This window comes from Varibaculum cambriense, from assembly GCF_032557235.1.
GTDB lineage: Bacteria > Actinomycetota > Actinomycetes > Actinomycetales > Actinomycetaceae > Varibaculum > Varibaculum cambriense_C.
In genome coordinates this window covers 1-15,013 of sequence record NZ_JAWGMB010000009.1, presented here as the reverse complement: position 1 = coordinate 15,013, position 15,013 = coordinate 1, and the positions used below count along the sequence as shown (strand labels likewise).

The following is a 15,013-nucleotide window of genomic DNA, read 5'->3' as shown; positions in this document are numbered from 1 at the left end:
CGTAAAGGAGAACGTACGTGGCTGGGTTTTGGCAACGCTTGAAAAGACTCTTTAGAGGGTCTTCTGCTCGTGACGACGAGCGTGACTCCCGCCTGCCGTTAGCCTTGGAAAGCGCTGCTAAAGAAGCAGATAAATCTGAGAGCGAACGGACAGTTTACGAATCATCCGGGGTTGTGATTTTAGAAGACCAGACGCTATCGGATAATCAGAGCGAGGAAGCTGTTTCTGAATCCGCCGCGCCTAGCTCAGCGGAAGAAAATACCGCAGAATCTGCGGTTAGTTCCCCGGAAAAGACCGCGGAAGCACCAGAGACTGCCCCGGCTACTCCGGCGGCTACCGTCCCGGACTCGGGAACCTCGGATTCTCCGTCTGCAGCAGAGCCGGCAGATACCTCCGTCGCTGCCGAGGAAGGCAACTCTCCGGAGACTCCGGTTGAACCAGTAGAGGAACCATGCCGGAAGCTTCCGGTACATGGAGTTAAAACTGCCGATATTTGCGCAGCTAACGACCAAGAAAGCTACGGAGTACCTGCTATTGATCGCACTCCGGGACGCAAACTGATTTTAGCGTTTGAAAAGCGCCCTGCGAATGGACACACCCAGGTTTGGTATACCCGCAGCCGGGATCACGGAATCAGTTGGGAAGAGCCCCGTGTTCTTTTCGATCAAGAAACCTATACGGATTCTGGCCAGTCTTTCACCGACCCGCAGATAATTATTTCTCAAGTCACCGGGCGGGTATTTATCGCGGTAACTACGCGCAGCGATGACGATGAATCCCAAAACCATATTGCGGTGGCTTTAAGTGATGACGAAGGTGATACCTGGCGTTACCGCGATTTGACCAGCCTAGTTGACGGTGATCAAAGCTGGGTTTCACGGCGCACCGCCCATGGGCACGGAGTGCAGCTGCGCCACGGGATTTGGACCGGCCGGCTCGCTTATGTGGCAGTAGCCACCGAGGCTGACGGTAAACGAGGCGCGGTAGCGGTCTGCTCCGATGACCAAGGAATCTCCTGGTGGGCAGGTAAATTTGCTGGCGAAAAAGTTATACAAGCAACCATTACCGAGCTTTCCGACGGGAAATTGGTGATGGGCTGTATTGAGGAAACCGATCAGGGATTAACCTTTAACGCTTACGCCTCTGCTGATGGCGGCCGCAGTTTTACTGAAAAATTAGATAAAAAGGCTTTGGGGAATACCCTGCCAACAGCGGTGGAGCGAGCATTCTATTCTGCTCCCGAACACACCGAACAGTCCCGGGTAATGCTGGCGGTGGCGCGCAACCAAAATGGGCAGGGAACTGTACGTTCCATGTTTGATTTCGCTTCCGAACTTTTAGGGGTTATGCCCTTTACTTCTCAACCGGTCAATACGCTTGACGTGGTTTCTTTGGAAGATATTCGGATCGTCGCTATTGCCTACGAGACTGATTCCGGAATTTCGGTGGCGGCGTTTTGTATTGATGCTTTGTCTCTGAAATATCTCGCGGTTGGTTGGAACGCCACCGAGAAAGAGCAAAATCAAGTCTTGCGACGTGCCGGTCTGCTTTCTCGCAGGTAATATCCAGATATCCAGGTTTAATGATAGATTTTAACGCCCTTTTTTCTGCTGATACCCCCACGTCCCAAACCTTGCTGCCCGGTGCAGTCGCGGCAGGTTCGCATCCGTCCTCCTCATCGACTTCCTCCAAACCGGAAGAGATTGTTGCGGGTTTGAACGAGCCCCAGCGGCAAGCCGTCGAGCATCACGGTACGCCGTTGCTTGTGATGGCGGGAGCTGGCTCCGGGAAAACCCGGGTTTTGACCCGACGTATCGCCTACCTTTTGGCTACTGGCAAGGCGTATCCCTCGCAAATCTTAGCCATTACCTTCACCAATAAAGCGGCTGCAGAAATGCGAGAAAGGGTTAGTTCCCTGATCGGGCCGCAAGCCGGTCAAATGTGGGTGTCAACTTTTCACTCTGCCTGCGTGAGAATCTTACGCCGCTACGCCGAGGCTGCTAACCTTAAATCTTCTTTTACGATTTATGATCAAGCGGATGCTACCCGTTTGGTTTCCATGATTCTAAAAGAACTACAACTTGATCCTAAACGGTTCCCAGCTAAGAAAATTCAAGGCCGAATTTCGGATTTAAAGAACTCCTTAATCGACCCCGACACCTACCTCGCGAGTGCGGGCCTGGGGCCAGATGCGCAGATAGTGGCGAAGGTATACCCGGTGTATCAACATCGCCTGAATGCTGCTAATGCGCTAGATTTCGATGATCTGATTATGCGCACGGTACAGCTTTTCCAAAGCAATCCCCTGGTACAATCCAGTTTTTGCCACCGTTTCCGTCACGTATTGGTAGACGAATATCAAGATACTAACCATGCCCAGTATGTGCTGGTCAAGTTGCTGTCTGGGGTAGCCGGCGCGGCAATTAACCAACCGGAACAGCTAGAGGGCGAGTCGATCACCCCCGCGGAACTTACGGTAGTTGGAGATTCTGACCAATCTATCTACGCTTTCCGAGGCGCCACCGTGCGCAATATCGAAGAATTTGAAAAGGATTTCCCCGGGGCACGCACTATCTACCTGGAACAAAACTACCGTTCCAGTGGGAATATTTTGGCGGCCGCTAACGCGGTGATTTCGCATAACCAGAGTCGGCACAAGAAAAAGTTATGGACTGATTCGGGTGAGGGCGAAAAAGTAGGAGTACGGATATCTTCAGCTGATCGGGATGAAGCACTTTCGGTAGTGGAAGAAATTAACAACCTGGTAGGCGCGGGATATACCTACGGTGATATTGCGGTTTTTTATCGGATAAATGCTCACTCGCGCCTCCTAGAAGAAACTTTGACTCATGCGGGGATTCCCTACCGGATTATTGGGGGCACCAAGTTCTATGAACGTAAAGAAATCAAGGACGCGATCGCCTATTTGCAGCTGGTGGTTAATCCCGATGACGCGGTGTCTTTTACCCGCGTGATCAACACTCCTAAACGTTCCTTGGGTAACAAAGCACAAGCGGCACTGCAGGCCGCGGCGAATACTTATGATGTATCCCTAGGACGAGTGGCAGCTTTAGTATGGCTGCAGGAGCTGGGGGAACAACGTCCTAGTGCGGCTGCGGATACCAACCTTTCGGGGATGAGCGAAACGGTGCCCGATAACGCCGAGATTAACGGACTTACCCCCCGGGCGCGCACCAGTATCGCTCAGTTTTGGGATTGCTTAGTTTCTGCCCGGCAATCCTATGTCGAGGGCGCACCGTTGAAGGAAAGCTTGCAGACGGTACTGACCGAGTCGGGATATTTGAAGTCTTTGGAGGGATCTAAGGATCCCCAGGACGGGGTACGCCTGGATAACCTTTCGGAGTTCTATAACGTGGCTTCCCAGTTCAGCGAAGATGAACCGGAAGGTACCTTGGTGGATTTTTTGGAGCGGGTGGCTCTGGTGGCCGATGCGGATCAACTCCCGGGTGACCAGCGAGGACAGGTTACTTTAATGACCGTACATATGGCGAAAGGCTTAGAGTTCCCGGTGGTGTTTGTGACCGGATTGGAAGAAGGGACTTTTCCGCATTCTCGCGCCTTGGGAGAAGCTGGGGAAATGGCGGAAGAAAGGCGTCTAGCGTATGTGGCGATTACCCGCGCGCAGCAAAAAGTATATTTGACCGCCGCCCACAACCGACAAATGTGGGGAGAAACCCGCTGGCAGCCGCTTTCTCCATTCTTGCTGGAGGTTCCGACCGAGTTAATGGATCAACCTGACCAGTTAAGTAAGAGTAACGGGCAGTTTGAATTTTCCTTCGATACCTCGTCCTCTTGGAGCTCCGGGAGCAGTTGGGGGAGCAGTTCTCGCGGACGCAAAAACAGTTCTGGGTACCGCAGTCGCGGTGAGAGCAACTACCAGTATCGAACTGGCAAGTATCGGGAGGAGGACGCCACCGGACCGGCATTCGGAGCAGGCGGAACCGGCAAGATTTCGCGGCGCGAAACCGGGAAAGTGAAACGTTTGGGAACTGAGCTAGGGGCACGTACCGATGCCAATGCTTCCATTGGTAAAGCCGTCGAGGTCGGTACTGGAGATCGGGTGCGCCACGACAAATTTGGGGAAGGTACGGTGATCGCCATTGAAGGGCGGGGTCGCTCTAAGAGCGCCAAAGTAGAGTTCGCGGGGGGAGTAACCAAACGGCTTTTGTTACGTCTAGCGCCGATGGAGAAAATCTAACCTACCTGGACTGGGCGGTTATTCGTGGTCTTAATCAGTTGTCCTGAAAAATAAATATTGGGGGGTGGGCATATTGCCCACCCCCCAATATTTTGGCTCTACCCGACCTTAAAGGGTTCGGTGAGCAACAAGGGGTTTAGAGGATTCCCAGTTCCTTAACGGTAGCGATTTCCTCTTCAGCTGCCTTCGCGTTAGCCACGATATGCTGCTTGGTCTTTTCGGGGAGCTCCAGACCTTCCACTACCTGGTACTGTCCGTCTTTACAGATGACGGGCATACCATAGATGAGGCCTTCGGGAACCCCGTATTCTCCGTGAGAAGGACCGGCAATAGTGGTCCAGTCGCCCTCTGGTGTTCCCAAAGCCCACGAATGCATATGGTCGATAGCTGCAGAAGCTGCCGAAGCTGCCGAAGAAGCGCCCCGTGCTTCAATAATGGCAGCGCCCCGCTTAGCTACGGTAGGTACGAAGTAGTCGTCCAACCAAGCCTCATCAACCAGTTCTGGAGCCGGCTTGCCGTCTACAGTAGCGAAGGTGAGGTCAGGGTATTGATCAGCGGAGTGGTTGCCCCATACGATCATCTTCTTGATGTCTTTGACCGCAGCGCCGGTCTTTTCTGCCAACTGGGAGATAGCGCGGTTGTGATCCAGGCGCATCATCGCGGTGAAACGCTCTGCTGGTACATCCGGAGCCGACTTGGAAGCAATGTAAGCGTTGGTGTTCGCCGGGTTTCCGACTACCAGTACGCGAATATCATCGGCAGCATTATCGTTAATAGCTTTGCCTTGCGGGCCGAAAATGCCACCGTTGGCGGCTAGGAGGTCTGCCCGCTCCATGCCTTTACTGCGGGGGCGAGCTCCCACCAAAAGGCCATAGGAGCACCCGGCGAAGGCCTGGTTGGGATCATCGTAAATATCTACCCCTGCCAGTAGCGGGAATGCCGAGTCGTTAAGCTCCATTGCGGTTCCCTCGGCAGCTTTAACTGCTTGCGGGATTTCCAATAGGTTTAACTTAACGGGCTGATCAGGACCCAGCATAGCGCCCGAGGCAATACGGAACAGGAGGGCATATCCGATGTTACCGGCAGCGCCGGTAACGGTAACGGTAACAGGTTTCTTGCAGCAGCATTCTGCCATGTGATTCTCCTTCGATGAGAATTGTTTTCCTACCGACCGCTCCCGGTCGGTCAAGCCAACTAGACTTATGTTTCAACCCTAACGCTTTAAGGTGGCATCTGCCACTAAAAGATTTCTTAAAAATACCTATATAAACGCAGGAAATAGGGTACGTCTTGATATCGAGAAATCTTTCTTGACCCTTAGTCCTAACTGGGTGCTCCTGCCAGATATTCTTTATTGGCTCGTCCTCAAAGAATCTCCGGTAACTAAGGTTTTTTCCTGCCGGTAAAAATCAGATGTTCATAAAGGAAGAACCGTAAAATAGTTCCTAAAATCAATCCGATAATATTGGCAGAAATATTGTCAGCAAGCAGCGAGGTAAGCCCCAGAAGGTAGTGGCTGACCCCCAGACAAATGACTGCAGGTACCATTCCGAGCACGTTAACTACCGTGAAGCCAATAAACTCTTGCAGGCGGTTATCGGTGCGTTGACTGCGGAAAGTCCATTGCCGGTTCACCACCCAAGAAAACACGGTAGCTACCGCGGCGGCCAAAATCTTGGAAGTCAAAGGATGAGAGGAAAGCCAACTTACCATTAACAGGTTGAAAACCGACACATCAACCAGGTAGTTCATCCCACCTACCAGGCAGAACTTAATAATTCTAGCCAGGCGTCCCCGGGCAGCCAGATAGGTGTATAGTTTTCCCACAGTTTAAGACTACAGACGGGAATAGACCGGAGTAATCTGCGCGGTTCGGGCGTTCGAAAGCCGATCGCTGCGCCGCCCGTCTGCCAGCTGTCCCTGTGCCCAATTGCCTACGCAGTACATATTGTTCTTCTTATCTAACATGCAAGTAAAGGTACTGCCCATGAAGATAGTGGAACGATCATTTGCTCCCAGGCGGGCATCTAAACCGCTGACTGCCGGAGCAGCCCCGATAATCTGAGTATTGCTGCGGGCAACCCGTTTAGTTAAAGCAATACCTGGGCCGAGTTGTCCGAAGTCATTGCGTCCCCAACAATAGGTAGTGCCATTGGAAGTAACTGCGCAGCCCCCGTAGTAGCCCAGATAAACCTGGCTGACTTGTGGAAGGGAACTGATCAGCTCGGGCTGCAGCATCTTGCCTCTAGTGAACATATCGCCAGGCTTACCTGCCTGACCGTCGGTATTGATTCCCCAACAATAAAGCCGCTTGTTTTCACTGATTGCGCAACTGCGATCCCCGGCGGCACGCAGAGAAACGAACTTCATATTTGAAACCGGTGCCGGCCGTAATTGGTAGTCGACTGCCAGGCGGTCATTCCAGCCATCCCAGCCAGCTTTTACTCCCCAACAATAAACCGTGCCGTCTTGCTTGAGGGCGCAGGTATGGTCGTTACCGGTAGCAACCTCTTTCACATCGGTCATTACCGCTACCGGCTTTAGTTGATTACCGATGTTAGTGCTGTTTCCAACCTGCGCCATTTCATTGGCTCCCCAGCAAGAAAGCACGCCGGAGTTGGAAAGGGCACAAGCATGGCGCCCTCCCGTAGCAATTTGGGCGGTATCTGCTGCCAGGTTCCCTACCCGCAGCGGATTGAAAGATCCCGACAACTGGGTACGGGATTTAACCTGTCCCAGTTGTCCAAAGGAATTATCGCCCCAACAGTACACAAACTTATCGGTGCCCAGACCGCAGGTGTATTCCCGACCGGTGGAAATTTGAGTAAACTTGACGGGCTGATTCGCGATGGTCTGTGGCAATATGGCTGGCTGACGGGTTATAGGAATCCCCAGCTGGCCAGAATCGTTCACCCCCCAGCAGCGGGCGGTACCATCGGTGCGCAGCCCGCAGGCAAAGGAGCCAGAAGCAGAGGCGCGTCGTAAATCCTGAGCGACGCCCACAGGTTGCACGGTATCGGAGGGCGATTGTGTGGGATTAAAAGTTGGAACCGGAGATGGTCCGGGTTGTACCGGACGCAAAGACAGAATAATGCGCGGACCGTTAAAGGTTGGAGTAGGAGAAGGGCCGGGCATTATCGGATCGTAATCCGAGGTAGGGGTAGTGGAGGTGGGCTGGGGATTTACCGGGGTCAGCGTGATTTCGTAGGTAGGTTTAACGGCTCCAGCGATGGAGGTAGTGGGAGCGATGATGAGGGTTCCCAGAGCAAGGAATACTGCTATTACTGCTAGTGTTACCTGCACGCCAATACGTCGTTTAGACGCGGCATCACGCATCTGGGGTCACCTCCCGTCCAACCTCAGGTTAAGCCAATACTCCTCAGTCCATTCTAACCTATTTTTAACGAACTTTGAAGTTAGATAATGGGTAAAATCAGACTCAATTTACCCAAGAAATCCCGATTAAGGCTACCAGTAGCCATCTGCTGAAGTAATCTGTAACCATGAGTATTTTAGTTACGGGGGGCGCCGGTTATATTGGCGCCCATGTGGTTCGTCTCTTACAGCAACGTGGAGAAAAGGTAGTCGTCGTTGATGACCTCTCCTACGGTAGTCCTACCCGGATTGGGGACGCGAAACTGGTGCAACTTGATGTTGCCAGCTCTGGTGCCCGTAAGACTCTATTCCAAACCCTCATCGACGAGGACGTCACGGCAGTTATCCATTTTGCTGCGCGTAAACAGGTGGGGGAATCGGTAGAAAAACCAATGTGGTATTACCAGCAGAACGTTGGCGGACTGGCCAATATGATGTCTGCTATGCGTGATGCCGGGGTTAGGCAAATGATTTTCTCGTCCTCAGCGGCAGTCTATGGGCAGCCAGATGTACCCGTGGTGCCGGAAGAACTTGCAGGTAAACCCATTAATCCCTATGGGGAAACCAAAATGATTGGGGAATGGATGATGGCAGATTGTGAACGCGCCTGGGGGTTGCGTTGGATCGGTCTGCGCTACTTCAATGTTGCCGGATCCGGATGGGATGATTTGGGTGATCCCGCCCGTCTAAACCTGATCCCGATGGTGCTTGAACGCCTGGCACAGGGCAAACACCCAGCTATCTTTGGTAGTGATTATGACACTCCCGATGGTACTTGCGTGCGCGACTATATCCACGTAAAAGACCTGGCTGAAGCGCATTTACATGCGCTTGATTATGTGGCTTCCGGGCAAGAGATGGAACACCATACTTTCAATGTGGGCACTGGGCAAGGTACTTCCGTAAAAGAAATTATAGAGGGATTGCGGCAAGTTACCGGGATTGATTTCAAAGCCGATGAGCAGCCTCGCCGCGCCGGGGATCCTGCTCAGCTAATCGGGGACACTACCCGGATTCGCGTTGACTTGGATTGGAAAGCAGAATACGGAGTCAAGGAGATTCTTGAATCTGCCTGGAGTGCTTGGCAAGCCGGGCCAGATCGGATTTCAGGCGTTTAAGCCAGTTGGTAATTTCTGCTTGTTCTTCCCTGGCTGCGATAGTCTAGGGAGGTCTAAGGACGCTTTTTGCTACCAATAAACTGGCTTTGCACTCTACTTAGCCAGGTTTTTAACCGGCGCTATTTCCTAGCTAGGCTACTGGAATTGGTGATACTGACTAGGCTGCAGGGTACCTTTTTTGAAAGCAGACCAGAAACCGGGAGTTTTCTGCTGATCTAAGAGCACCATAGCCCCGTGTCCACCGCGGTAATAAGCCATTTTGGCAATGGGAGGAACTCCGGTGAGGTTATTGCTGGAGGCGCTGCGATAGGCGAAGAGCATCTTACCCAGTGCCCAAGTCCCCGAATCAGAATCACAAGTCAGATTGTTTGCCCCCGCGTTTGCCAGGTTCCGTTGCTTTAGGGGGTTCAGGAAGGTCGAAGGGGTAATCAGGGTTCGTGACAGCTTAGAAACCACTTGGCGTTGACGCTCGGCTCTGCCGATATCCCCGCGCGGATCTTGGTGCCGCATCCTGGAAAAAGCCAACGCAGTTGCCCCGTCGGCCTGATGACAGCCGCTCTTCCATTTCAAAGCAGAATCGGCATCGTCGACATCATAGTCGAGACAGAGTTCCACCCCGCCTGCCGCGTCTACTAGTTGGGTAACCGCACCCATAGTTACCTCAACATAGTGATCTACCTTGACTCCGCTTACTTCCTCCACCGTTTTTACCAGTAATTTCGGTCCGCCGAGTGCATAGGAAGCATTGAGTTTATTGAGGCCGTGCCCAGGTATTTCCACTGCGGTGTCCCGGGGTAGGGATACCAGTTCCGCTACCCCATTAACTTTGCGTAGCAACATGATGCTGTCGGCACGGGCACCTTGAACCCAGGGTTGTTGTACGCCCCCATCGCTGCCATCGGAACGTTGATCGGAGCCTGCGATGAGCCAAGTTTCGCCTTCACTAGCTGGTAGCGCTGAAAGGGCGTCAACTCGGTTCAGCTGGGAATCCACTAGGTACCACAGGTACAGGGGCCAGGCGATAACGAAAATAATGAGTACAGTGAGTGTCCATTTAAAAACGCGGCGCGCCGGGAGATGGGCATGAGGAATCCGTGGTGAGCGGGAAGGCGGGGTAGGCTCCAATTTGGGAGCGGCGACTTGTCTTTGACGCGAGCTAGAGTCTGCCGGCAGACGATCTGCGGGCATTACCCGGGTACGGGTGGGAACCGTGCGTCCTGCAAAACGGGACTCAGAGCGCGGCTGTATTGGAATTTCTTGTGCCTTTGAACTGGAGGAAGCAGGGCTGCCTGCTTGATCTTTGAGGCGCCGAGAGATCGCCGGGCGCGAAGGATGATCCGGGTAGGTGTGAGTGCTTTCGGAATTGCTAGCTAATCGATTGGAGTCTGAATAAGTGGGATTGGCGGAAATAGCAGAACGCCGCCGCCTTTGCTGAGGAGCGTAGGAGGGCGGCACTGATTGACTTGGGCGGGGGCGACGCCTATTGGGAGGCGGGAAAGATTCCGGTAGGTTCTGCTGACTCAAGTTATTCGCTTCCTAACTGTTGACCGGAGGGTGCTTTAATTTCGTGCTTCGCATTTACGCTGCAGTTCAGCTAGTTCTTCGGGACTTAATTTGGAGTTAAGTGACCCGCTTTGCCTCATGTCCTGTGCTGGCTTCAAATCTTGGGTAGTAGACTCCGAAGTCTCGGGAGTCTGACTGGGAGCAGCAGAAGGGGCAGAATTGTCCTGCGAGGTCTGGGAAGAAGGGGTCTGTTCGGTAATAGTGCGAACATTGCCGTTCCCGTCTCGCACTTCTACTCCGGCCGGTAGGGGAGTGTCATTTATGAAGGAATCCCAAATCGGCTCGGCTTTCTTGTCAGAAAGCAATAGGCGGTTGCGGTCAAAGGGGGCCTCGTAGACCGGGAGGGTGAGGAAGAGCAGCTTATCGGGCTTAAGTGCTTGCAAAGACCATCCCAACCCGGACAACTGAGAAACCGAAGATAATCCCTCGGATACGGTCAAGGCTCCTAGACCATTACCTACGAAGCCATAAAGTTGATTCAGGGATGTAAACATGTTCTTTTTTAAGGCAGCCCGCATCATGATACCCATAACTGCCTGTTGACGCTGGATACGTTGGATATCGGAGCCATCGGATCCTTTGACTCCGTGGCGCACTCGCGCGTAGGCTAAGGCTTCCTTACCATTGAAATGTTTACAGCCAGGCTCTAGCTCTAGCCCGGAATTCTTCTTGTCTTTTATCTTGGTAGGGACGTAAACGTTGATTCCCCCTAGGGCATCGATCATTGAAGAAAAGCCATTGAAATCCACCACTATGGATTCATCAATACGCATCCCGGAGAGTTTTTCCACTGTTTTCCAGGTACACACTACCGCCGAGGCGCGGTCACCACCTAAGGATCCAATCGAATACGCCCAGTTAAATTGGGCTCTTTGTGGTTCAGAACTGCTGCCATCACTACGCTGGCAGGAAGGAATATCGACGATTAGATCTCGAGGAATAGAAACTACGTTTACCTGGGAACGATCCTTAGAGATATGCATAATCATCGTGGTGTCGGAGCGTTCAGTGGGATCGTCATTATTAGTTAAAGTCTGGTTACCTTTACCGGATCGAGAATCAGAACCAATTATCAAAATATTGAGGGCTCGCCCGTCGTAGGAATCCGGGGGAGTTCGCCCTAATAAAGAAGAGGCACCCAGATTGTTTACCCGCCCGGATAAGTCGGAGTAAATCAAAAGGCCTGCCGCTAAAGAAAACGATAGAAGAAACACTAAGGCACAGGACAAAGCGCGCCGTATCTTAGGAGGATAGGGCGGGTTATTAGCGTGGCGAATACGCCCGATATACTCTTTCGCGCTCTTCTTGTGTGAACTCACGTGTACTACTTTATGCTGTCTGCGCCTAATTGTAACGATTTGGATAAGGAGTTAGGGAAGTTGCCAATTTATTGGAGCTGCACCTAATTGTTGCAACCAGGAATTGGTGCGCGAAAACGGCCGCGAACCGAAGAATCCTCGGGAAGCAGACAGAGGTGAGGGGTGGGCAGATTCTACGCAAGGAGTGTCTTTCAGAGCGGGACGCAAAGATTGTGCCTGCTTGCCCCACAGAATAGCGACTAGGGGACGATCCCGCTTCACCAAGGCAGAAATAGCGCAGTCGGTTACCTCTTCCCAGCCGCGACCCCGGTGAGACCCGGCTTCATTGGGGGAGACAGTGAGTACCCGATTTAGCAGCATTACGCCCTGCCCTGCCCAGGGTCGCAAATCCCCACTGCTGGGCAGGGAGCAACCCAGATCCTCCTGAAGCTCTTTGAAAATATTTTGTAGCGACTTCGGAATGGCAACTCCCGGTTTTACCGAAAACGACAGCCCCATTGCATTGCCCGGGGTGGGATAGGGGTCTTGTCCCACGATCAACACTTTTACCTGATCAAATGGGTAAGTGAAAGCTCGAAAAATGTCTTTGCCCGCAGGGAAATAGTGATTTCCTTCCTCGCGCAGCATTTTACCCATCTCGCTGATTTTGCCAGCTACCGGCTCCATAGCTGGTACCCAGGAGGGGTGCATGATTTTTTCCAGGTTGCTACTCATGCTGTTACTTTACCCTGTGAACGCAGATAAACCAGGAGGGACAAATCTGCTTTATCGGCGTGGCAGGTAGGCTGCCGGTATCCAGATGCGGTTAATGTGGGCTTGTGAGCAAACAAGAGTTTCCGCCAGATGAATTCGACGCGATGGGAGAAGAAGGCCCCTCGGGTGCTCATCGCCGTCCGATTAGGCGCTGGCAGACCCTGTTGCCAATCTTGATTGTGCTGGTATTAGGACCAGCTTTGGCCTGGGGCGGGGTAGCGTTGATGAAAACTACCGGCAAGATCCGCGATGTTAAGCCGGTTGCCACCCCCAGTGCTAGCGCTAGTGTTACGGTTCCCAGTAATAATCCCACCAAAATTGATAAACCTGATAACACCACCTCGCCAGATGAGAGCGAGAGTCCGCAAGCGCGTGCGGGTAGCTCCGATAAAGAAAATGTGCGGGTTTGGGTGCTTAATGCTTCTAAACGTTCGGGATGGGCGAAACAGGTAGCTGAAGAATTACAGTCTGCGGGCTTTAATAATCCGGTAGCGACTAACTCACGGGCTCGCGGTTTAGAAGGTTCAACGGTGCTGTATCGCGGTGAAGAATATCGGGAATCTGCCGAGGAAGCCGCTAAAGTTGCTGGGATTTCCCGGGTATACGACGCCAGTAACGGCAAGTTTCAAATCGGGGATACCGATATCGCCGTTTATCTCCTTGACTAGTTATCTGCCGTTTGTACTCCCGACGCGGGTGTGACTTTTGGGGTGGCTGATTTCTCTATCAGGATATTTTTCCCCTGTTATGGACGATAGTTTGCACTTGGCCTAGGAGAGTGCCAAAATCGTATTTAGCACTCGAACCTAGAGAGTGATAAAAATCGAGTTCTTGATGAGGGGGCAATGTTCCGAGACAGGATCGGCGCAGCGTCCTCGTCCGTCGCGGGCATCAAGGCTGGGTCAAAGATCTAACCGCGTGGCGCAGTAGCGCCGCGATGGAGGGAATAAAAGCATATGAGCAAAATTATTGCTTTTGATGAGGAAGCTCGCCGGGGAATGGAGCGAGGGCTAAACACCCTGGCCGATACGGTGAAAGTAACGCTAGGGCCGCGTGGTCGCAACGTGGTTTTGGAAAAGAAGTGGGGCGCTCCCACCATCACCAAGGATGGCGTGTCGGTAGCTAAAGAAATCGAGCTGGAAGATCCGTACGAAAAGATTGGTGCCGAGCTGGTCAAAGAGGTCGCTAAGAAGACCGATGATGTGGCTGGTGACGGTACTACTACCGCAACCGTATTGGCTCAGGCACTAGTGCGCGAGGGACTGCGCAACGTAGTTGCCGGGGCAAACCCGATTGCTCTTAAGCGCGGCATTGACAAATCTGTTGAGGCGGTTGTCGATCAGCTACACGCCGATGCCAAGGAAGTTGAAACTCGTGACGAGATTGCGGCTACCGCTTCTATCTCCGCCAACGATCCCGAAATTGGGGCTTTGATTGCGGATGCCATGGAAAAGGTAGGCAATGAAGGTGTTATTACCGTTGAGGATTCCAACTCATTCGGTACTCACCTGGAAGTTACCGAGGGTATGCGTTTCGATAAGGGCTACATCTCTGGTTACTTCGTAACTGACCCGGATCGTCAAGAAGCTGTTCTGGAAGATCCCTACATCCTGCTGGTGGAATCGAAAGTTTCCCAGATTAAGGATCTGTTACCGCTGCTGGAAAAGGTAATGGCTACCGGTAAGCCGCTGCTGATTATTGCGGAGGACGTAGACGGGGAAGCCTTGACAACCCTGGTTCTGAACAAGATTCGCGGCACCTTTAAGACCGTTGCGGTTAAGGCTCCGGGATTCGGTGACCGTCGCAAGGCGATGCTGCAGGATATGGCGATTCTAACTGGCGGTCAGGTCATTTCTGAGACTGTGGGTCTAACCTTGGAAAATGCCGAGCTGGATATGCTGGGCAAGGCTCGCAAAGTGGTTGTTACCAAGGATGAAACCACTATCGTAGAGGGCGCAGGCGCTGCCGAAGATATCGAGGCTCGCGTAAAGCAGATTCGTCAGGAAATCGAAAACACTGAATCTGATTACGATCGCGAGAAACTGCAAGAACGCTTGGCTAAACTGGCTGGCGGAGTCGCAGTTATCAAGTCCGGTGCCGCCACCGAAGTGGAGATGAAGGAGCGTAAGCACCGGATCGAGGACGCAGTTCGCAACGCCAAAGCGGCAGTTGAAGAAGGCATCGTGGCTGGCGGTGGGGTTGCCCTGCTGCAGTCTGGCCTGAAAGCTCTGGATGGCTTGAAACTAAGTGGCGACGAAGAAACTGGTGCTTCCATTGTTCGGGTTGCCCTTTCTTCTCCGATGCGTCAAATCGCAGAGAATGCTGGCCTGGAAGGCTCGGTAGTGGCTGAACGGGTTGCTCACCTGCCTGCTGGTCAGGGTCTGAACGCCGCCAATGGCGAGTATGAAGATCTACTCAAGAGCAATATTGCTGACCCGGTTAAGGTCACTCGTTCTGCTTTGCAGAATGCGGCCTCGATCGCGGGAATGTTCTTGACCACCGAAGCGGTAGTAGCTGACAAGCCGGAGCCTCCGGCTGCACCTGGCGCCGATGAGGCGGCAGCAGCTGCCGGTATGGGCGGAATGTACTAAACCGTACTCGATTGGTTTTGCGACTAGGTCGCAAAACCAAGGTGATACCAAAGGCGGGGACGAACCGTGAGGTTC

The 15,013-nt window shown here is 52.8% G+C and carries 11 protein-coding genes; 5 read left to right on the top strand and 6 right to left on the bottom strand.

Annotated elements, in window-relative coordinates:
- Positions 1-17 precede the first annotated feature (17 nt).
- Together E6072_RS07380 and E6072_RS07375 are read left to right on the top strand one after the other, a co-directional pair.
- Positions 18-1,562 (top strand): exo-alpha-sialidase, encoded by a 1,545-nt coding sequence (locus E6072_RS07380; RefSeq protein WP_316694800.1) that lies wholly within the window; start codon positions 18-20, stop codon positions 1,560-1,562.
- A gap of 20 nt (positions 1,563-1,582) precedes the next feature.
- Complete coding sequence (locus E6072_RS07375; protein ID WP_316694799.1) at positions 1,583-4,219, top strand: UvrD-helicase domain-containing protein; 2,637 nt, start codon at positions 1,583-1,585, stop codon at positions 4,217-4,219.
- Between the two features lie 136 nt (positions 4,220-4,355).
- Here E6072_RS07375 and E6072_RS07370 read toward each other — a convergent pair whose 3' ends face one another.
- From E6072_RS07370 to E6072_RS07360, 3 genes are all read right to left on the bottom strand, one after another.
- The gene (locus E6072_RS07370) at positions 4,356-5,354 is read right to left on the bottom strand and encodes a malate dehydrogenase (RefSeq protein ID WP_316694797.1); all 999 of its coding nucleotides are present in this window, start codon (positions 5,352-5,354) and stop codon (positions 4,356-4,358) included.
- Positions 5,355-5,602: 248 nt separating this feature from the next.
- Positions 5,603-6,046 (bottom strand): GtrA family protein, encoded by a 444-nt coding sequence (locus E6072_RS07365; RefSeq protein WP_316694794.1) that lies wholly within the window; start codon positions 6,044-6,046, stop codon positions 5,603-5,605.
- A 9-nt stretch (positions 6,047-6,055) separates the two neighbouring features.
- Complete coding sequence (locus tag E6072_RS07360) at positions 6,056-7,555, bottom strand: hypothetical protein (RefSeq protein WP_316694793.1); 1,500 nt, start codon at positions 7,553-7,555, stop codon at positions 6,056-6,058.
- 167 nt (positions 7,556-7,722) lie between these two features.
- Here E6072_RS07360 and galE point away from each other — a divergent pair, with 167 nt between their 5' ends.
- On the top strand, positions 7,723-8,712 hold the full coding sequence (galE, locus tag E6072_RS07355) for a UDP-glucose 4-epimerase GalE (RefSeq protein WP_316694791.1): 990 nt from the start codon (positions 7,723-7,725) through the stop codon (positions 8,710-8,712).
- 135 nt (positions 8,713-8,847) lie between these two features.
- On the opposite strand, the gene E6072_RS07350 is transcribed toward galE, so the two are convergent.
- From E6072_RS07350 to E6072_RS07340, 3 genes are read right to left on the bottom strand one after another with little or no spacing between them, the layout of a single operon-like run.
- Entirely contained in the window at positions 8,848-10,236 is a 1,389-nt protein-coding gene (locus E6072_RS07350; protein ID WP_316694790.1) for an LCP family protein, read from the bottom strand.
- Between the two features lie 35 nt (positions 10,237-10,271).
- The gene (locus E6072_RS07345) at positions 10,272-11,594 is read right to left on the bottom strand and encodes an LCP family protein (RefSeq protein ID WP_316694788.1); all 1,323 of its coding nucleotides are present in this window, start codon (positions 11,592-11,594) and stop codon (positions 10,272-10,274) included.
- Positions 11,595-11,645: 51 nt separating this feature from the next.
- Complete coding sequence (locus tag E6072_RS07340; protein WP_316694786.1) at positions 11,646-12,308, bottom strand: uracil-DNA glycosylase; 663 nt, start codon at positions 12,306-12,308, stop codon at positions 11,646-11,648.
- A 104-nt stretch (positions 12,309-12,412) separates the two neighbouring features.
- Here E6072_RS07340 and E6072_RS07335 point away from each other — a divergent pair, with 104 nt between their 5' ends.
- Positions 12,413-13,015: a LytR C-terminal domain-containing protein gene (locus E6072_RS07335; protein WP_316694784.1), complete on the top strand. Its 603-nt coding sequence runs from the start codon at positions 12,413-12,415 to the stop codon at positions 13,013-13,015.
- Between the two features lie 288 nt (positions 13,016-13,303).
- Positions 13,304-14,938, top strand: a complete 1,635-nt coding sequence (gene groL, locus E6072_RS07330; RefSeq protein WP_316694782.1) for a chaperonin GroEL — start codon at positions 13,304-13,306, stop codon at positions 14,936-14,938.
- Positions 14,939-15,013 lie beyond the last annotated feature (75 nt).